Origin of the sequence: Pseudothauera rhizosphaerae, assembly GCF_004801305.1 — a bacterium.
GTDB classification, from domain to species: Bacteria; Pseudomonadota; Gammaproteobacteria; order Burkholderiales; family Rhodocyclaceae; genus Pseudothauera; species Pseudothauera rhizosphaerae.
The window spans coordinates 131,862-151,098 of the sequence record NZ_SSOD01000009.1 but is presented as its reverse complement, the minus strand read 5'-3'; the positions used below and the strand labels follow the sequence as shown (position 1 = coordinate 151,098).

Here is a 19,237-nt window from a genome sequence, read left to right as displayed (position 1 = left end):
GCGAAAGGGGGCGTGCCCCCCCTGCGCCCGGTCTCTCGCGCCCTATTTCATTCCAGATTCGCGGCCCGTTTCACCCGCCGCGTGCGCGCCGCCTCGGCCAGCACATCCAGCACTTCCACGCTGTCCTCCCAGCCGATGCAGGCGTCGGTGATGCTCTTGCCGTATTCCAGCTCCTTGCCCGGCACCAGGTCCTGGCGGCCTTCCTTGAGGTGGGATTCCACCATCACGCCGATGATGCGGTCGTCGCCGGCGGCCATCTGGCCGGCCACGTCGCGCGCCACGTCGATCTGGCGGCGGTGCTGCTTGCTGGAGTTGGCGTGGGAGAAGTCGATCATGACCTTGCCCGCCACACCGGCGGCGGCCAGTTCCTTGCACGCGGCGTCCACGCTGGCGGCGTCGTAGTTGGGGGCCTTGCCGCCGCGCAGGATGACGTGGCAGTCCTCGTTGCCGCGGGTGGACACGATGGCCGAATGGCCGGCCTTGGTCACCGACAGGAAATGGTGCGGCGACTGGGCGGCCTTGATGGCGTCGATGGCGATGCGCACGTTGCCGTCGGTGCCGTTCTTGAAGCCCACCGGGCAGGACAGGCCGGAGGCCAGTTCCCGGTGCACCTGGCTTTCCGTGGTGCGCGCGCCGATGGCGCCCCAGGAGATCAGGTCGGCGATGTACTGGGGCGTGATCATGTCGAGGAATTCGGTGCCCGCGGGCAGGCCGCGCTCGTTGATCTCCCACAGCAGCTTCCTCGCCAGGCGCACGCCGTCGTTGATGCGGAAGCTCCCGTCCAGGTAGGGGTCGTTGATCAGCCCCTTCCAGCCCACCGTGGTGCGCGGCTTCTCGAAGTACACGCGCATCACCACCAGCAGGTCTTCCTTGAGGCGGTCGGCCTCCTTCTTCAGGCGGTCGGCGTATTCCAGCGCCGCGTCGGTGTCGTGGATGGAGCACGGCCCGATCACCACCAGCAGGCGGTCGTCGGCGCCATACAGGATGCGGTGGATGCCCTGGCGCGCCTCCCATGTGACTTCCGCGGCCGTGTGGCTGGCCGGAAATTCGCGCAGCACGTGTGCCGGCGGCACGAGCTCCTTGATTTCCTGGATGCGGACGTCGTCGATGTGGATCTTGACCGAGGCGGACATGGCGGGCTCTTGCGCGGAATCGTTGAGGAACATTCGATTCTATCAGGCCGGTCCCGCGATACGTCCAGCCCGACTGAACCTCGGCTTGCCGCCGCCGGTCACACCGGCACCCCGGGTGTAAGGTATGCCGCCTCCCGGACGACTCAGCTTCACCCGTACAAGAGAAGAACCCGCCATGCTGATCCGACGCCCCGCCGACATCCTCCCTTCCGAAATCACGCCGCGCGCCCTGTTCGAAGGCCGGCGCGACTTCATCCGCCGCGCCGGCCTCGGGCTGGCCGCCGGCGCGGCCCTGTGGCACGGCCTGCCGGCACGCGGTGCGCAGGCCGCGCAGCGGCTTGCACCGCTGCAGCCCAGTGCGTTCAGCACCGACGAAGCACGAACCGACGTGGGCCACGCCACCACCTACAACAACTTCTACGAGTTCGGCACCGGCAAGGACGACCCGCTGCGCAACGCCCACCGCATGCAGGTGCGGCCATGGACGGTGCGCGTCGAAGGCCTGGTGAACAAGCCGCGCAGCTTCGACCTGGACGAACTGCTCAGGCTCGCCCCGCTGGAAGAGCGCATCTACCGCCTGCGCTGCGTGGAAGGCTGGTCCATGGTGATCCCGTGGGCGGGCTTTCCGCTGGCTGCGTTGCTGAAGGCCGTGGAGCCCCAGGGCAGCGCGAAGTACGTCCAGTTCGTGACCCATTACGACGCGGAGATCATGACCCGGCGCCCGGTGCTGATCTGGCCCTACACGGAGGGCCTGCGCCTGGACGAGGCGCTGCACCAGATGACCCTGCTCACCTTCGGCATGTACGGCGAGGTGCTGCCCCATCAGAACGGCGCGCCGGTACGCGTCGTGGTGCCGTGGAAGTACGGCTTCAAGAGCGCGAAATCCATCGTCGCCATCCGCCTCGTGGAAGAGGAACCGATCACCGCCTGGAACCGTTACGCCCCCCAGGAGTACGGCTTCTATTCCAACGTGAATCCCGAGGTCAGCCACCCGCGCTGGAGCCAAGCCACAGAAAGGCGCATCGGCGAACTGCGCCGCCGCCCCACGCTGATGTTCAACGGCTACGCGGAGCAGGTGGCGCAGCTCTACCAGGGCATGGACCTGAAGAAATACTATTGACCCCCTTTGCCCGCACGAACCGGATGAACCTGCACGCCCCCACCCCTTTCCAGCTCGCCGCGCTCAAGGTCCTGGTCCTCGCCCTGTGCCTGGTGCCGGCCGCGCTGCTGGCCCACGGCTGGTTCGCCGGCACGCTGGGCGCCAACCCCATCGAGACCCTGCAGCGCGGCACCGGCGAGTGGACGCTGAACATGCTGCTGGTCACGCTGGCCGTCACCCCCCTGCGCCGGCTCACCGGCCTGCACTGGCTGCAGCGCCTGCGCCGCATGCTGGGGCTCGTCGCCTTCGCCTGGGCCTGCGCCCATCTGGCCAACTGGGCGTGGCTGGACCTGTGGTTCGACTGGGGGGCGATCGCCGCGGACATCCTGAAGCGGCCCTATGTCACCGTCGGCTTCGCGGCCTTCGTGCTGCTGCTGCCGCTGGCCGCCACCTCCAACGCCTTCGCCATCCGCCGCCTGGGCGGGCGGCGCTGGCAGGCGCTGCACCGTTCGGTGTACGCCATCGCCATCCTGGGGGTAGTGCACTACTGGTGGCTGGTGAAGGCGGACGTGCTGAAACCGCTCATCTACGCGCTGGTGCTGGCCGCGCTGCTGGGCGTGCGCGCCTGGTGGCGCGAACTGGAACGGCGCCGCCAGATTGCCGCCGGGGCGCCGCAGTTCAAAGGCAAGGTGATCCGCATCCTGCGGTAGGAGCGGGCTTGCCCGCGATACGGCGGTTCCGCGTGCCAATGACGCCGTATCGCGGGCAAGCCCGCTCCTACGGCCGGCCGGGGCGGACGGCGCTCTTGGGCCGGAAGGCCTTGATCACCGTTTCGTCGGTTTCCATGTACGGGCCGCCGATCAGGTCCACGCAGTAGGGAATGGCGGCGAAGATGCCCACGTGGCGCACGCTGCCGTCCCCGGCGCGCACCCCTTCCAGCGTCTCGCGGATGGACTTGGGCTGGCCGGGCAGGTTCACGATCAGGCAGCTTCCGCGGATCACCGCGACCTGGCGCGACAGGATGGCGGTGGGGACGAAGTTCAGGCTGATGCGGCGCATCTCCTCGCCGAAGCCGGGCATCTCCTTGTGGCCCACGGCGAGCGTGGCTTCCGGGGTGACGTCCCGCGGCGACGGGCCGGTACCGCCGGTGGTCAGGATCAGGCTGCAGCCCTCGTGGTCGGCCAGTTCGACGAGGGTCTGCTCGATGAGCGGGCGCTCGTCCGGGATCAGGCGCGCCACATCCTCCCATGGCGACACCAGCGCCCGGCCCAGCCACTCGCGCAGCGCGGGGATGCCCTGGTCTTCGTAGGTGCCGTCGGAGGCGCGGTCGCTGATGGAGACCAGGCCGATGCGGATCGCCGTACTCATTCTTCCTCCGCGGGGAAATCTTCCGGCGCCGCCCCGGCCGCGGCCCCTTCGTCCAGTTCGCGCAGCACTCGGAACAGTTCGCGGTAGGCGCGCGGCGGCTTGTCCTGTTCGCGTTCCTTCAGCGCGTTGCGGCGCAGGACGCGCAGATGCTGCAGGTCCGCCTCCGGCCAGGTTTCCGCGATGGTGCCGAGCACCTTCTCGTCTTCCAGCAGGTCGGCGCGCAGTTTCTCCAGCCGGTGCTGACGCGCGGTCTCGGCCCGCGACACGCCGTTGAAGGCGTCGAGTTGCGCCTGGATCGGCGCGGCGTCGATGCTGCGCATCAGCTTGCCGATGTACTGCATCTGGCGGCGGCGCGCGCCGTGGGAGGTGAAGCGCTGGGCGTCGCGCACCGCGTCGAACAGCTCCTCGGGCATGGGCACCTTGCGCAGGCGCTCGACGGAGAGGGCCACCAGTTGTTCGCCCAGGTCCTGCAGTGCGTGCATGTCCTTCTTGCGGCGGGTCTTGCTGGGCTGCTCGTCGTGGAACTCGCCTTCGTCGGGGTGGTGCGTCATGAAAATCGGGGCCGGGTGGGATCGGGGTAAGATTATAGCCTTTGCGCCTTTCGGTCCCACGCCCATGTCCGCCCAAGATTTCGCCTTCCCCCACGAGCAATTGCAGGAAATCGCCGCCGACGTGCTGAAGTTCGCCAGGAAGCGCGGCGCCTCGGCCTGCGAGACCGACGTGTCGGAAGGCGTCGGCCAGACCGTGACCGTGCGCCGCGGCGAGGTGGACACCATCGAGTACAACCGCGACAAGGGCATCGGCGTCACGGTCTATCTCGGCCAGCAGCGCGGCCACGCCAGCACCTCGGACTTCTCCCGCAAGGCGCTCAAGGCCACGGTGGAGGCGGCCGTGTCCATCGCCCGCTTCACCGCGCCCGATCCCTGCGCCGGGCTTGCCGACAAGGAACTGCTGGCGAAGGACAGCCCCGACCTGGACCTGGACCACCCGTGGAAGCTGAGCGTGGACGAGGCCATCGCCACCGCCCACCGCTGCGAGGAGGCCGCCTTCGCCGCCAGCGACAAGGTGAGCAACTCCGAAGGCGCATCCGTCTCCGCCCAGCGCTCCCACTTCGTCTCCGCCAACAGCCTGGGCTTCATGGGCGGCTACGCCAGCACCCGGCACGGCCTTTCCTGCTCGGTGATCGCAGGCACCGGCGACGGCATGCAGCGGGAATACTGGTACGACAGCCGGCGCGACGCCGCGGACCTGGAGAGCGCCGGGGCGGTCGGCCGGCGCGCGGCCGAACGCGCGGTGGCGCGCCTGGGCGCGAAGAAGATCCGCACCTGCGAGGTGCCGGTGCTGTTCGATGCGCAGCTTGCCGTCGGGCTGATCGGCAACTTCGTGCAGGCGGCGAGCGGCGGCGCGCTGTACCGCAAGGCGACCTTCCTGCTCGACAGCCTGGGCCAGCAGATCTTCTCGCCCATCATCAACATCTCGGAACGCCCGCACCTGCGCGGCGCCTTCGGCGCCACCCCCTTCGACAGCGACGGCGTGGCCACGCACGACCGCGAGGTGGTGGTGGACGGTGTGCTGCAGGGCTATTTCCTGTCGGTGTACACCGCGCGCAAGCTGGGGCTCCAGACCACCGGCAACGCCGGCGGCTCGCACAACCTGCGGGTGGCGCCGGGTGATCTGGACTTCGACGGACTGCTGAAGAAGATGGACCGCGGCCTGGTCGTCACCGAACTGCTCGGCCACGGCGTGAACTACGTCACGGGCGACTATTCGCGTGGCGCGGCCGGCTTCTGGGTCGAAAAGGGCCGCATCAAGCACCCGGTGCAGGAAATCACCATCGCCGGCAACCTGCGCGACATGTTCCGCGCCATCGTCGCCGTTGGCAACGACGCCCTGCCGCGCGGTGCCAAGCACTGCGGTTCGGTGCTGATCGAGCGCATGAAGATCGCCGGCCGCTGACGCGGCATATCCCTCTTGCATACCTGCAGCAGGCCGCACCGGCACCTCCCAGGCTGGCTGGGAAGCCGCGCCGGTTAGGGTTTTCCGCCATTTTGACCGATTGGCCGAAGCCTATAATCGCCGCGTCGCAAGACCATCCACAGACAAACGAGGAGGAGAGATCGTGGAACGTCGTTCATTCCTGCAGAAAGCCGGGGCCGGCCTGGTCGCCGGTGCCGCCGTCGGTCTTGCCGCATGCGGCAAGAAGGAAGAAGCCGCGGCGCCGGCCGCCGCCCCCGCCGGGGCTCCCGCCGTACAGACCGGCCTGCCCGAAATCAAGTGGCGCCTGACCTCCAGCTTCCCCAAGAGCCTGGACACCATCTACGGCGGCGCCGACGTGCTGGCCAACCGTCTGCGGGCGATCACCGGCGGCAAGTTCGACATCCGCGTGTTCCCCGCCGGTGAGATCGTCCCCGGCCTGCAGGCGCTGGACGCCGTGCAGCAAGGCACCGTCGAGCTGTGCCACACCTGCTCCTACTACTACGTCGGCAAGGACAAGACCTTCGGCTTCGGCACCGCCGTCCCCTTCGGCCTGAACGCCCGCCAGATGAACGCCTGGGTGATGTTCGGCGGCGGCCAGCAGTTGCTCGACGAGTTCTATTCCAACTACAACGTGGTGTCCTTCCTCGGCGGCAACACCGGCGTGCAGATGGGCGGCTGGTTCCGCAAGCCGATCCACTCGCTGGCCGACGTGCAGGGCCTGAAGATCCGCATCGCCGGCCTCGGCGGCGAAGTGTTCTCCCGCCTGGGCGCCATCCCGCAACAGATCGCCGGCGGCGACATCTACCCCTCACTGGAAAAGGGCACCATCGACGCCGCCGAATGGGTCGGCCCCTACGACGACGAAAAGCTCGGCTTCTACAAGGTTGCGCCGCACTACTACTACCCCGGCTGGTGGGAACCGGGCCCGGCCATCCATTTCTTCGTCAACCAGACCGCCTGGGCCTCGCTGCCGAAGGAGTATCAAGATGCCTTCCGCGCGGCCGCCGACGAGGCCAACGTCACCATGATGGCTTCCTACGACGACAAGAACCCCCAGGCCCTGGCCCGCCTGCTGCAGAACGGCGTCAAGCTGGAAACCTACTCGGACGAGATCATGCAGGGCGCCTACAAGGCGGCCTTCGAACTGTACAACGACGAAGCCGGCAAGAACCCGGCGTGGAAGAAGATCTTCACCGAGTGGGACAAGTACCGCCGCTCCCAGAATGCCTGGTTCAGCGTGGCCGAGGCAACCATCGACCGCTTCCTGCAGTCGACGCGCTGACGCCGGTTGTACTTGCCAAGAAAAAACCGCGGCACGCCGCGGTTTTTTTTTTTCGTCTTCCCTTTTACGAGGGGAGGTTCTACTCCCTCCCTTCAGCGACTCCCGCCCTGCTGCAGTTGCTGCAGCAGATCCAGGTTGGGGCCGTTCGGCGTGCCGCCGCTTCCCGCCCCCGGCAGTTGAAGCTGCAGTTCGACCGGCTCGGTCTGCACCGTGCGGCGCTCGTAGGACACGAGGTTGGGGAAGAGGATGATGAGCGCCACCATCACCAACTGGATGCACACGAACGGCACCGCGCCCCAGTAGATCTCGGTGGTCCTGATCCGGGGCGGCGCCACCGAGCGCAGGTAGAACAGGGCGAAGCCGAAGGGCGGGTGCATGAAGGAGGTCTGCATGTTCACCGCGATCAGCACGCCGAACCAGACCAGATCGATGCCCAGCTTGTCGGCCACCGGCGCCAGCAGCGGCACGATGATGAAGGCCAGTTCGAAGAAATCGAGGAAGAAGGCGAGCAGGAAGACCAGGATGTTCACCGCGATCAGGAAGCCGGCCTCGCCGCCCGGCAGCGAGGTCAGCAGGTGCTCCACCCACAGGTCGCCGTTGACGCCGCGGAAGGTAAGGCCGAACACGGTCGAGCCGATCAGGATGAAGACCACGAAGCACGACAGCTTGGTAGTGACGTCCATGGCCTGCTTGGCCAGCGACACCGTCAGACGCCTGCGCGAAAGCGCCATCAGCACGGCGCCCACGGCGCCCATCGCGCCGCCTTCGGTCGGTGTGGCGACGCCGATGAAGATGGTCCCGAGCACCAGGAAGACCAGGCCCAGCGGCGGAATCAGCACGAAGGTGACGCGTTCGGCCATGTTGGACAGCAGGCCGAGCCTGAACACCCGGTTGACGACCGCGACGGCGAATGCGACGCCGATGGCCACCAGGGAGGAGATCACCACCACCTCGTCGATCGACTTGCCCTCGCCGTAGTACTGGGCGAAGGCGTAGGCCGCCCCCACCGCGAGGGCGAACAGCACGCCGACCGAGCGCAGGCCGGAAGAACCGTCGTTCTCGCGGATGGTGCGCGCCTCGGCGGGCACTGCCGGCGCCGCCTTGGGAAAGATCACGCTGATCACGAACACATAGACCACGTACAGGCCGGTCAGCACCAGGCCGGGCAGCATCGCGCCCTTGTACATGTCGCCCACCGAACGGCCGAGCTGGTCCGCCAGCACGATGAGCACCAGCGACGGCGGGATGATCTGCGCCAGCGTGCCGGAGGCTGCGATCACGCCCGAGGCCAGGCGGTTGTCGTAGCCGTAGCGCATCATGATGGGCAGGGAGATGAGCCCCATCGAGATCACCGACGCCGCCACCACGCCGGTGGTCGCCGCCAGCAGCGCGCCGACGAAGATCACCGCGTAGGCCAGGCCGCCGCGGATGGGTCCGAACAACTGGCCGATGGTGTCGAGCAGGTCTTCGGCCATGCCGCTTCGTTCCAGCACCAGCCCCATGAAGGTGAAGAAGGGGATGGCCAGCAGCGTGTCGTTGGCCATGATGCCGAAGATGCGTTCGGGCAGGGCCTGGAACAGTGCCGGGCTGAGCAGGCCGAGTTCGATGCCGATGAGGCCGAAGAGGATGCCGTTGGCCGCCAGCGCGAAGGCCACCGGGAAGCCGAACAGCAGGAAGAACACCAGCGCCGCGAACATCAGCGGCGCCATGTTGGCGATCAGGAACTGGGTCATTGCTGCCCTCCGGCCTTCTGCTGCTTGATGGCGGCGGCCAGTTCCTCCTCGGCGCTCGGGCCGCCGGGCTTGGCGAGCGGATTGGGCCCGCGCCCCATCAGGAAGGCGACGCGCTTGATCAGTTCGGACAACGCCTGCAGGATCAGCAGGGCGAGGCCGATCGGCAGCAGGACCTTCACCGGCCAGCGGATCAGGCCGCCCGGGTTGGCCGACATTTCGCCGGACTGGATGGAGTTCATCACGATGGGCCAGGACAGCCACAGGATCAGCACCGCCATCGGCAGCATGAAGAGCAGGATGCCGATGACGTCGATCACGTTCTGCCCCCTGGGCGAGAGCCGGCCGGCGAACACGTCGATGCGCACGTGTTCGTTGCGCAGGAAGGTATAGCCCGCGGCGAGCATGAAGATCGCCGCGAAGAGATACCATTGGATCTCCAGGAAGGCGTTGGAACTCATGTTGAACAGTTTGCGGACGAGCGCATTGCCCGCACTGATCACCACGGCGACCAGTACCAGCCACATCACGCTGCGCCCGACCCGTTCGTTGATCCAGTCGATCAACTTCGACAGCTTGAGCAGGAAGGACACGAAGGAGACTCCTTTGGGGGAAGCACACACCCGGGCGCCAGGCAGGCTTTGTGAGCTTGCCGGCCTTTGCGGTGGCCGGATTATTCCACAGCGCCACACCCGCCGAAGCTAGGGTATTCACTTACCGATGGATATAGACGAACACGCCCGAAACCCGCAGCACTGCACGGTTTGCCTGGTGCGCCACGGCGAAACGCCGTGGAACGCGGAACGCCGCCTGCAGGGGCATCTTGACGTCCCACTCAACGAGACCGGCATGGCCCAGGCCCACGCCACCGCCCGCAACCTGGCGGGCCGGTCCTTCTCCGCCCTCTACGTCAGCGACCTCGCCCGCGCGCTGCAGACGGCGATCCCCATCGCCCGCGCCGCCGGCATCGAAGCGCAGCCCATGGCGGCCCTACGCGAGCGCCACTATGGCATCTTCCAGGGCCTGACCTACGCCGAAGCCGCCGAGCGCTTCCCCGACGCCTACCGGCGCTTCGAGGCGCGCGAGCCGGACTTCGCCTTCCCCGGCGGCGGCGAAAGCCTGCTCGCCTTCGCAGACCGCATCGGCGGCGCGCTCACCGAACTCGCCCGCCGCCACTCCGGCGAGAGCATCCTGGTGGTGACCCACGGCGGCGTGCTCGACGTCGCCCACCGCCTGTCCACCGGCAAGGCGCTGGCCACCGCGCGCGACTTCCCCATCCCCAACGCGGCGCTGAACTGGCTGGGCTTCGATGCGGACCGCGGCTGGCGCCTGATCGCCTGGGCCGAACGGTCCCACCTGCAGGCCGCGCGGGACGAACTGCCCAACGCCTGAATCACTTTGCGCTGCACCATGCCCCCCTTGGGTGCGTGGTAATATCCGCTTTTAAAACCACTCGTTACCGAGCCCCGCCCCATGTTCTCCTCGCAAGACACCCTCGCCAAGGTCGATCCGGAACTGTGGTCCGCCATCCAGGCCGAAAACAAGCGCCAGGAAGACCACATCGAGCTGATCGCCTCCGAAAACTACGTCTCCCACGCGGTGATGGAAGCCCAGGGCTCCCAGCTCACCAACAAGTACGCGGAAGGCTATCCGGGCAAGCGTTACTACGGCGGCTGCGAACACGTGGACGTGGTCGAGCAGCTCGCCATCGACCGCCTGAAGAAGCTGTTCGGCGCCGAGGCCGCCAACGTGCAGCCCAACTCCGGCTCCCAGGCCAACCAGGCGGTGCTGATGGCCTTCGCCAAGCCGGGCGACACCATCATGGGCATGAGCCTGGCCGAAGGCGGCCACCTCACCCACGGCATGCCGCTCAACATGTCGGGCAAGTGGTTCAACGTGGTCGCCTACGGTCTCGATGCCAAGGAAGAAATCGACTACGACGCCATGGAGCGCCTGGCCCGCGAGCACAAACCCAAGATCATCGTCGCCGGCGCCTCCGCCTATTCCCTGCGCATCGACTTCGAACGCTTCGCCAAGGTCGCCAAGGCCGTGGGCGCCATCTTCTGGGTGGACATGGCCCACTACGCCGGCCTGATCGCAGCGGGCTACTACCCCAACCCGGTGCCCCACGCCGACGTGGTCACCTCCACCACCCACAAGACCCTGCGCGGCCCGCGCGGCGGCATCATCCTGATGAAGGCGGACCACGAGAAGGCGATCAACTCCGCTATCTTCCCCGGCCTGCAGGGCGGCCCGCTGGAGCACGTCATCGCCGGCAAGGCGGTGGCCTTCAAGGAAGCGGCCACGCCGGCCTTCCGCAACTACCAGGAACAGGTCATCGCCAACGCCCGCGTGATGGCGCGCGTGCTGGGCGAGGAGCGGGGCCTGCGCATCGTCTCGGGCCGTACCGAATCCCACGTCTTCCTGGTGGACCTGCGCGCCAAGAACATCACCGGCAAGGAAGCGGAAGCCGTGCTGGGCAGCGCCCACATCACGGTGAACAAGAACGCCATCCCCAAGGACCCGGAAAAGCCCTTCGTCACCTCCGGCATCCGCATCGGCTCGCCGGCCATGACCACGCGCGGCTTCACCGAGATCGAGGCGGAGAAGATCGCCCACCTGATCGCCGACGTGCTGGATGCGCCCCACGACGAGGCGGCCATCGGGCGCGTGCGCGGGCAGGTGGCCGAGCTGTGCGCCCGCTTCCCGGTGTACGGCAAGTGACCCGGCAGGCGGTCCGCGGCGGATCAGACGCCGCGGACCGCCCGGCCCTGCGCCAACCATGAAGTGTCCCTTCTGCGGCGACCCCAACACCCAGGTCACCGACACCCGCGAGAACGAGGACGGCGACGTCGTGCGCCGCCGCCGGCGCTGCGTGAAGTGCGACAAGCGCTTCACCACCTACGAGCGCATCGACCTGAAGATGCCGCACATCGTCAAGCGCAACGGCAACCGCACGGAATACGACCACGCCAAGCTCGCCGGCAGCCTCAAGCTCGCCCTGCGCAAGCGCCCGGTCACCACCGAGGCGCTGGAAGCCGCCGTGGACCGCATCGAGGCCCGCCTGCTGTCCCTGGGCGAACCGGAAATCCCCAGCGAGCGGCTGGGCGAACTGGTGATGAAGGAGCTGAAGAAGCTCGACAAGGTCGCCTACATCCGCTTCGCCTCCGTGTACCGCAACTTCGCCGACGTGGACGAGTTCTCCGAGGTGGTCCGCGAAGTGCAGGCCCGCCCGCGCCGGCGCAAGGGCCAGGCCGGGCAGCCCGACCCCGAGCATGACCTTTTCGGCAACTGACCACGCCGCCATGGCCCGCGCCCTGGCGCTGGCCGAACGGGGGCTGGAGACCACCACGCCCAACCCCCGCGTGGGCTGCGTGCTGGTGAAGGACGGCCGCATCGTCGGCGAAGGCTGGCACGAACGCGCCGGCGAACCCCACGCCGAAGTCCATGCCCTGCGCGCCGCCGGCGATCTGGCACGCGGCGCCACCGCCTACGTCACCCTGGAACCCTGCTCCCACCACGGCCGCACCCCGCCCTGCGCCGACGCGCTGATGAAGGCCGGCGTGGCGCGCGTGGTCACCGCCATGGAAGACCCCAATCCGCTGGTGGCGGGCGAGGGCCTCGCCCGCCTGCGCGCCGCCGGCATCGCAACCGCCGCCGGTCTGCTGGAGAACCAGGCGCGCGAACTCAACATCGGCTTCGTCTCCCGCATGACCCGCGGCCGCCCCTGGCTGCGCCTGAAAACCGCCGCCACACTGGACGGCAAGACGGCGCTGGAGAACGGCGTGAGCCAGTGGATCACCGGCGAGGCGGCCCGTCGCGACGGCCACCGCTGGCGCGCCCGCGCCTGCGCCGTCCTCACCGGCATCGGCACCGTCAGGGAAGACGATCCGCAACTGAACGTCCGCGCGATTCCGTGCACGCGCCAGCCCTTGCGGGTACTGGTGGATGCGCGGCTCGACGTGCCGCTTTCCGCCCGCATCCTGCAGGGCGCGCCGGCCCTCGTCGCCACCGCCAGCGAGGACGCCGCGCGCATCGCCGCGCTGCAGGCGGCAGGCCACGAAGTCGTCGTGCTGCCCGACCCGGCGGGCAAGGTGGATCTGCCGGCGTTGCTGCGGGCGCTGGGCCAACGCGGCATCAACGAAATCCACGCCGAATCGGGCTTCAGGCTCAACGGCTCGCTGCTGCGCGAAGGCTGCGTCGACGAACTGCTGCTCTACCTCGCGCCGGTGCTGCTCGGCGACGCGGCGCAGGGGCTCTTCAAGCTGCCCGCATTCACCGCGCTCGATCAGGCCACCCGGCTGGACATCCGCGACATCCGCCGCATCGGCGAGGATTTCCGCATCATCGCCCGACCACGCGGCGGGGAATCCGGCCAGGTCGAGTAAGGGGCCGGGCGGACACACCGCCCCGGCATCGCCCCGCTGCCCCGGCAGGCCCCTGCCCGGGGCCTTTTCATGTCCGGCCCATTTCCGTAATATGAATCGTTCTCAATAAATCCGCCCTGGCGGCTTTCGCCATCGGGATGCCATGTCCGACCCGACCGCTTCGTTCGAACAGACCGCCCACGCCCTCTACCACGACCACCACCGCTGGCTGCAGAACTGGCTGTACCGCAGGATAGGCTGCCCCCACCAGGCCGCCGATCTGACCCAGGACACCTTCGTGCGCGTGCTCGGTGCCCGCGACCTGGGCAGACTCGACGAACCGCGCGCCTTCCTGACCACGCTGGCGCAGCGCGTACTGTTCAGCTTCTGGCGCCGGCGCAACCTGGAGAATGCCTGGCTCGAAGCACTGGCCCAGCAGCCGGAAAACCATGCGCCCTCGGCCGAAGACTACGCCCTGGTGCGCGAGGCCATCGAAACCCTGGACCGCCTGCTCGGCGGCCTGCCGCTGCGCGCCCGCAAAGCCTTCCTGATGAACCGGCTGGAAGAGATGACCCACGCCGAAATAGCCCGCGCTCTGGGCGTTTCCGTCGCCACCGTGGAGCGCGACGTCAAGCGGGCCTTCACCCACTGCTACCTCGCCTGCCTCGACGCCATGCCGCAGGGCGCCGTCAACAGCCTGACCGCCCCGCGTCCATGAACGCCTCCGCCAGCCGGCCCCTCGACCCCGTTGCCGAACGCGCCATCGACTGGCTGGTGCGGCTGGGCTCCGGCAACGCCACGGCCGGCGACCGCACCGCCTTCGATGCCTGGCTCGCCGCCGACCCGCGCCACCAGCATGCCTGGCGGACCATCTCCGGCCTGCTCGACCAGCCCATCGCCGCGCTCAAGGAAGCCGAAACCCGGCTGCCCGGCCAGCGCCGCGCCGCCCGCCTGGCGCTGACCGCGCCCGAACGCCGCAAGGCCCTGCGCAACAGTGCCGCCGCCCTGCTGCTGCTCGGCCTCGGCGGCTACGCGCTCGACCGCCAGCAGTCACTCACCGCCCTGACCGCCGACCTGCGCACCACCACCGGCGAACGCCGCGAAGTGCGGCTCGCCGACGGCAGCACGCTGGTCCTCAACGCCCGCAGCGCGGTCGACATCGAATTCAGCGCCCAGACGCGCCTGCTGCGCCTGCGCGAAGGCGAGATCCTGATCCACACCGCGCCCGACCCCGCCCGGCCGCTGATCGTGCACACCGCCCACGGCCAGGCCCGCGCCCTCGGCACCCGCTTCGCGGTGCGCCGGCAGGACGGCCACAGCGAACTCGCCGTGCTCGAACACCGCGTGCAACTCACCGCCGTCAACGGCGCGCAGCGCACGTTCGACGCCGGCATGTCGGCCCGCTTCGGCCCCGCCGGCATCGAGCCGCTGTCCGACCCCGCCGCCGCCCGCGCCGCCTGGGCCGACGGCCAGCTCGACGTGCGCGACCGCCCGCTCGGCGAAGTCATCGACGCACTGCGCCCCTACAAGCGCGGCTACCTGCGCGTATCGCCGCAGGCCGCGGGACTGCGCGTGTTCGGCGTCTTCCCGCTCGACGACCCGGATGCCGCGCTCCTTTCCCTTGCCGAAACCCAGCCCATCGCCATCCGCCGATACGGACCGCTGCTCACGCTGGTCGAACATCGCAGCGAAAACGAATGATTTTCTCGATTCCGTGAGGGGTTCTCCCGGTCTCGTTGGACAAGTGCTTTGAACCCATGCGTTCAAGCCTACCGTTCAACACCCGCCGGGAAAACAGCATGCCCACCGCTCACCATTCCAGTATCCTTCGGCCCCGCCCGCTGCGCTGCGCCATCGCCATCTCGCTCGCCTTGGCCAGCCTGACGGCCATCGCCCAGACCGCCCCGCAAGAGCCCGCCGTGGCCAGCGCCACCCGCGCCTGGGACCTGCCCGCCGCCCCGCTGGCCGACACCCTGGCCCGCATCGCCCGCGACAGCGGCCGCCGCCTCTCCGCCGACCCGGCGCTGGTCGCCGGCAGGACCGCCGCCCCCGTGCGCGGCACCCACAGCGCCACCGACGCCGTCCGCCAGGCCCTGGCCGGCACCGGGCTGGAAATGGTCGTGACCGAAAGCGGCACGCTGAGCGTGCGCCCGGCGCCGGTGACGGCGAAGGACAGGGATGTGATGCTGGCGCCGGTGACGGGGTGACGGCGCAGGGGCTGGGCGGCGCCATCGACGCCGCGCCGGTTGCCACGCGCAGCTATGGCGCCACCAAGACCGATACGGCGATCGTCGAGACTCCGGCATCGGTATCGGTGGTCACCCGCCAGCAGATGGACGAGATGGGCGCGCAGAACGTGCAGGATGCCGTGGGTTATCTCGCCGGGGTGGACATCGGCACGTATGGCAAGGACAGCCGTGTGGAAGAAATTTGGGTGCGCGGTTTCCGCACCGGTGGCTTTGGCAACTACATGTACGTGGATGGCCTGCGCCCGCCCGGCAGCAGCACCGGCGGCGGTGCCATGTCCACCCGCTTCGACAGCTATGGCCTGGAGCGCGTGGAAGTGCTGCGCGGCCCCGCATCCTCGCTGTACGGGCAGGTTGCGCCCGGCGGCTTGCTCAACATACGTAGCAAGAGGCCCCCGCAGGAACTGCAGCGCCAAGTAGGACTGCAGACCGACAGCGACGGGCTGATCCGTGCCAACGTGGACGTCGGCGGCCCCCTCGACGAAGAGCGCACGTGGCTGTACCGGCTGGTCAGTTCCGCTTCGCGCACGGACACGCAGATCGATCATGTCGAACTGGAACGGGTTTTCTTCAACCCCACCCTGACCTGGCAGCCCTCGCCGCGCACCTCCGTCACGCTGCTGGGCAATTACCAGCGGGACCGCGGCGGCAACACCGCCGAGCGCCTGCCGGCAATCGGCACTCTGCTGGACTCGCCCTATGGCAAGGTGTCGCGCACCTTCTTCCAGGGCGAACCCGGCTTCAACCGCTACGACCGCGACCAGACCGCCATCGGCTACTCGCTGGAGCAGTTCATCGGCGAATCGGCCAAACTGCGCCAGAACGTGCGCTACATCGAAGTGGACATGATCTACGATAACGTCGAGCGCCGCACGCTGGCGGCGGATGGACGCACCCTGACCGGCACGGCCGAATCCAACGAGAACCAGGGCAAGGGCTTCAGCGCCGACACCAATCTGCTCTACGCGCTGGAGCTTGGTCCGGTCACTCACATGCTGCTGGGCGGATTCGACTACCACTGGACCGACATCGAACTCTCGACGGCCACCGGCACGGTCGGCCCGCTGGATCTGTTCGAGCCGGTGTATGGCGCCACGCCGGTCGTCATTGGCGAGCGCACGCCAAGCAGGAAAGACAGCCGCATCCAGCGGGGCATCTACCTGCAGGACCAGATCTTCTGGAACAAGTGGACGCTGACCGCCGGCCTGCGCCATGACTGGGCCAGCACCAGGGTCATACAACTGGCCAGCAACACCCGCACCGGTACATCCACCGAGGCCACCACCGGCCGTATCGGCGTGAACTACCTGTTCGACAACGGTGTGGCGCCCTATATCAGCTACTCGACGTCCTTCGTGCCGTCCAGCGGCGAGGACTACTACGGCAAGGCTTTTGATCCGATCGAAGGCGAGCAGGTCGAACTTGGCGTCAAGTACCAGCCGCCGGGCAGTCGCAATCTGGTGACGGCGGCCGTCTACGAGATCGAGCAAAGCAACATGCTGACCACCGACCCCGATCCGGCCCATCTCTGCGATGGCCGCACCTGCCAGGTGCAGACCGGCGAGAACCGCGTGCGCGGCTTCGAGCTGGAAGGCACGTACGCGCTGACCCGGGCGTTGAGCCTCAGCGGTTCCTACACCTACATGGACGCCAGGATCACCCAGGTCAACAACGCCAACAAGGGCAACCGGATGGCGCGCTCGCCACGCGAGATCATCTCGGCACGCTTCAACTACCGCATGCCGTCGGGGCTCAGTATCGGCATGGGCGTACGCTACACAGGTTCTTCCTATGGCAACGATGCCAACACAGTGGAAAACTCCTCGCGGACGCTGGTGGATGCCTCGCTTCGCTATGATCTGGGCGGGCTGGATGCCAGCCTGCGGGGCATGCATCTGAGCGTGAACGCCAGCAACCTGTTCGACAAGGATTACGTCACATGCAACGGCCCCACAGGGTTCTGCTACTACTTGCCGAACCGCGTGGTTTCCGCCAGCCTGACCTACGACTGGTGAAAACATGACACATCCCGACCTTTACAAGCGGCGCGGCACATTGCTGGGATTGTCCGCACTGGCGCTGCTGCCGGTAGCGCGGGCGCTGGCCGCTGAAGCAGGCGAACGCCCCGAACCGCCGCGCCGCGCCAGCCAGACGCCAGCCGAAACCATCGTCGATGAGCGGGTGGAATCGTTCGCGCTCAACAGCCCCGCACACAACGGCGAGCCGTGGCAGATCCATCTGGCCCGGCCGCGCGGCGCGGCACCGGCGGCGGGGTATCGGGCGCTCTACCTGCTCGACGGCAATGCCAGCTTCCCGCTGGCCTGGCACGCCCTGGCCGCGCTGCGCACGGCGCGCCCGGAATTGGCCGGAACGCTGGACCAACTGGCGCTGGTGGGCATCGGCTACCCGTCCGGCCTGCGCATCGACACGCCGCGGCGCTACCACGACTTCACCCCCTACACGGCGGAGGAATTCCGCCGTGCGCGCAGCGTCGATCTGGCCACCGGCGGGCGGCAGGTGTTTCTGGACTTCCTGGCGCAGCAGGTCCGTGAAGCCGTTGCCCGGCGCTTGCCCATCGACGCGCGCCAGCAAACCCTGTTCGGCCATTCCCTCGGCGGCCTGTTCACCATGCATGTGCTCTACACCCGGCCCGAACTGTTCCGGAACTACGTGGCCACCGATCCCTCCTTCTGGTGGAACGGCTCTTCGGCGCTGCAGGAACAGGCGGCTTTCCTGGCAGGCGTGCGGGCGGCGGGCGGCAAGCTCGCCAGCCCGCTGCGATTGCTGGTGGAAAACTCCGGCGGCGACGCGGAACGCGCCGATCGTCAGACCCCTGCCGCCAGCCTGGCGGGCCTGGACGGCTTGCAGATGTGGCACCGGAACGTGGCGGGAGAGACCCATGGATCGCTGTTCGGGCCGGCCGCGGCCGACGCGGTGCTCTTTGCCGTGGGCCAGGTGCCACAAGGCGCGCAAAGGCTTTGACGGATGCCAAAGAACGTATCCATCCGGATGTCCCGCCGCATCAGCCGCCGCACGGCCATACTGGGGCTGGCGGCAATGGCGGGTTCGACCCTGGCACGGGCGCAGCAGGCGGCAACGCCGCGGCAAGACCCGGCCGGCACCGCCGCGCCCGACGACCGGCCGCGCCGGCAGGCCGGGTTGCCGCCGGAACAGATCCGCCATGAACGGGTGGAGCAGTTCCTGCTGGGCAGCTCGCGCCACGCGGGCGAGCCCTGGCGCATCCACGTGGCATGGCCGCAAGAGAAGCCGCCCGCCCGGGGCTGCCCGGTCATCCATCTGCTCGACGGCAATGCCAGCTTTCCGCTGGCGTGGCATGCGCTGCAAGCCATCCAGCGCAGCGACCCGCAAGGGGCCGCGCGGCAGGTGGTCCTGGTGGGTATCGGCTATCCGGCCAATGTGCGTTTCGACGTGGAACGCCGTTATTTCGACCTCACGCCACCCACCGCCAGCGAGCATCTACGCGGAGGGCGCAGCGCAATCAGGACCGGCGGACAGGATATTTTTCTGGATTTCATCGAGCACGACCTGCGCCCGGCCATCGCAAGGCGTGTTGCCGTCGACATGCGGCGACAGGCCCTGTTCGGCCACTCGCTGGGTGGCCTGCTGGCCTTGCATGCCCTGTACACCCGCCCGCGGATGTTCGATACCTGGATTGCGGCGGACCCCTCCATCTGGTGGAACGGCGGTTCCATCCTGCACGAGGAAGCCGCCTTCCTGGCAGGCGTGCGGGCCGCCGGAGACCGCCTGGCGCAGCCATCACGGCTGCTGATCGAGCGCTCCTCCGAGCAGAGTAAACAACAACAGACTGGCACCGGCGAACCCGGCCCGGACATCCTGGACAGCGCCCGCCGGCTTGCCCGCATCGACGGCCTGGAGGTGTTCTTTCATCGCTTTGCCGATGAATCACACCCCTCCATGCTGGGGCCATCCATCCATGACGGCCTCCGGTTCTTCCTGGGCAACGCGCCCGCGCATTTGCAGCGCGTCTGAATTTCCACACCATTTCACGTTCGC

General features: G+C 68.2%; 19 protein-coding genes. 14 read left to right on the top strand and 5 right to left on the bottom strand.

Annotation, left to right across the window (positions count from 1 at the left end):
* Positions 1-47: 47 nt before the first annotated feature.
* A complete protein-coding gene (gene aroG / locus E6O51_RS13175) occupies positions 48-1,133 on the bottom strand; it encodes a 3-deoxy-7-phosphoheptulonate synthase AroG (protein ID WP_136385451.1) in 1,086 nt (361 codons plus the stop codon).
* A gap of 175 nt (positions 1,134-1,308) precedes the next feature.
* On the opposite strand from aroG, the gene msrP reads away from it, so the two are divergent.
* Positions 1,309-2,253 carry a protein-methionine-sulfoxide reductase catalytic subunit MsrP gene (msrP, locus tag E6O51_RS13170; protein WP_136385450.1) on the top strand — a complete coding sequence of 315 codons (945 nt, stop codon included), beginning with the start codon at positions 1,309-1,311 and terminating at the stop codon, positions 2,251-2,253.
* Between the two features lie 23 nt (positions 2,254-2,276).
* Positions 2,277-2,942, top strand: a complete 666-nt coding sequence (locus E6O51_RS13165) for a protein-methionine-sulfoxide reductase heme-binding subunit MsrQ (protein WP_136385449.1) — start codon at positions 2,277-2,279, stop codon at positions 2,940-2,942.
* A 67-nt stretch (positions 2,943-3,009) separates the two neighbouring features.
* Here E6O51_RS13165 and mog read toward each other — a convergent pair whose 3' ends face one another.
* A complete protein-coding gene (gene mog, locus E6O51_RS13160; RefSeq protein ID WP_136385448.1) occupies positions 3,010-3,600 on the bottom strand; it encodes a molybdopterin adenylyltransferase in 591 nt (196 codons plus the stop codon).
* Positions 3,597-4,151 (bottom strand): ribosome biogenesis factor YjgA, encoded by a 555-nt coding sequence (yjgA, locus tag E6O51_RS13155; protein WP_136385447.1) that lies wholly within the window; start codon positions 4,149-4,151, stop codon positions 3,597-3,599. Before yjgA ends, mog begins: the two co-directional genes overlap by 4 nt.
* A gap of 64 nt (positions 4,152-4,215) precedes the next feature.
* Between yjgA and pmbA the strand changes: the two genes are divergently transcribed.
* Both pmbA and E6O51_RS13145 read left to right on the top strand, forming a co-directional pair.
* Positions 4,216-5,556: a metalloprotease PmbA gene (pmbA, locus tag E6O51_RS13150; RefSeq protein WP_136385446.1), complete on the top strand. Its 1,341-nt coding sequence runs from the start codon at positions 4,216-4,218 to the stop codon at positions 5,554-5,556.
* A gap of 163 nt (positions 5,557-5,719) precedes the next feature.
* Positions 5,720-6,859, top strand: a complete 1,140-nt coding sequence (locus E6O51_RS13145) for a TRAP transporter substrate-binding protein (protein WP_136385445.1) — start codon at positions 5,720-5,722, stop codon at positions 6,857-6,859.
* A gap of 92 nt (positions 6,860-6,951) precedes the next feature.
* Here the strand turns inward: E6O51_RS13145 and E6O51_RS13140 are convergent, their stop codons facing one another.
* Together E6O51_RS13140 and E6O51_RS13135 are read right to left on the bottom strand one after the other, a co-directional pair.
* Positions 6,952-8,592 carry a TRAP transporter large permease gene (locus tag E6O51_RS13140; RefSeq protein ID WP_136385444.1) on the bottom strand — a complete coding sequence of 547 codons (1,641 nt, stop codon included), beginning with the start codon at positions 8,590-8,592 and terminating at the stop codon, positions 6,952-6,954.
* Positions 8,589-9,182, bottom strand: coding sequence for a TRAP transporter small permease subunit (locus tag E6O51_RS13135; protein ID WP_136385443.1), 594 nt, complete (start codon positions 9,180-9,182; stop codon positions 8,589-8,591). The genes E6O51_RS13140 and E6O51_RS13135 overlap by 4 nt, the downstream gene beginning before the upstream one ends.
* A gap of 127 nt (positions 9,183-9,309) precedes the next feature.
* Here E6O51_RS13135 and E6O51_RS13130 point away from each other — a divergent pair, with 127 nt between their 5' ends.
* The 10 genes from E6O51_RS13130 (at position 9,310) to E6O51_RS13085 (ending at position 19,213) form a co-directional block, all read left to right on the top strand.
* On the top strand, positions 9,310-9,981 hold the full coding sequence (locus E6O51_RS13130; RefSeq protein WP_136385442.1) for a histidine phosphatase family protein: 672 nt from the start codon (positions 9,310-9,312) through the stop codon (positions 9,979-9,981).
* An 81-nt stretch (positions 9,982-10,062) separates the two neighbouring features.
* Positions 10,063-11,313: a serine hydroxymethyltransferase gene (glyA, locus tag E6O51_RS13125; protein WP_136385441.1), complete on the top strand. Its 1,251-nt coding sequence runs from the start codon at positions 10,063-10,065 to the stop codon at positions 11,311-11,313.
* 58 nt (positions 11,314-11,371) lie between these two features.
* Complete coding sequence (gene nrdR / locus E6O51_RS13120) at positions 11,372-11,884, top strand: transcriptional regulator NrdR (protein ID WP_136385440.1); 513 nt, start codon at positions 11,372-11,374, stop codon at positions 11,882-11,884.
* On the top strand, positions 11,865-12,977 hold the full coding sequence (gene ribD, locus E6O51_RS13115; RefSeq protein ID WP_136385439.1) for a bifunctional diaminohydroxyphosphoribosylaminopyrimidine deaminase/5-amino-6-(5-phosphoribosylamino)uracil reductase RibD: 1,113 nt from the start codon (positions 11,865-11,867) through the stop codon (positions 12,975-12,977). The genes nrdR and ribD overlap by 20 nt, the downstream gene beginning before the upstream one ends.
* 142 nt (positions 12,978-13,119) lie before the next feature.
* A complete protein-coding gene (locus E6O51_RS13110; RefSeq protein WP_136385438.1) occupies positions 13,120-13,674 on the top strand; it encodes a sigma-70 family RNA polymerase sigma factor in 555 nt (184 codons plus the stop codon).
* The gene (locus E6O51_RS13105; RefSeq protein WP_136385437.1) at positions 13,671-14,657 is read left to right on the top strand and encodes a FecR domain-containing protein; all 987 of its coding nucleotides are present in this window, start codon (positions 13,671-13,673) and stop codon (positions 14,655-14,657) included. Before E6O51_RS13110 ends, E6O51_RS13105 begins: the two co-directional genes overlap by 4 nt.
* Positions 14,658-14,755: 98 nt before the next feature.
* Positions 14,756-15,163 (top strand): STN domain-containing protein, encoded by a 408-nt coding sequence (locus E6O51_RS13100; protein WP_136385436.1) that lies wholly within the window; start codon positions 14,756-14,758, stop codon positions 15,161-15,163.
* A complete protein-coding gene (locus E6O51_RS13095) occupies positions 15,160-17,217 on the top strand; it encodes a TonB-dependent siderophore receptor (protein ID WP_136385435.1) in 2,058 nt (685 codons plus the stop codon). Before E6O51_RS13100 ends, E6O51_RS13095 begins: the two co-directional genes overlap by 4 nt.
* Before the next feature lie 4 nt (positions 17,218-17,221).
* Positions 17,222-18,184, top strand: coding sequence for an alpha/beta hydrolase (locus tag E6O51_RS13090; RefSeq protein WP_136385434.1), 963 nt, complete (start codon positions 17,222-17,224; stop codon positions 18,182-18,184).
* Positions 18,185-18,187: 3 nt separating this feature from the next.
* Positions 18,188-19,213 carry an alpha/beta hydrolase gene (locus E6O51_RS13085; RefSeq protein WP_136385433.1) on the top strand — a complete coding sequence of 342 codons (1,026 nt, stop codon included), beginning with the start codon at positions 18,188-18,190 and terminating at the stop codon, positions 19,211-19,213.
* Positions 19,214-19,237: the final 24 nt, after the last annotated feature.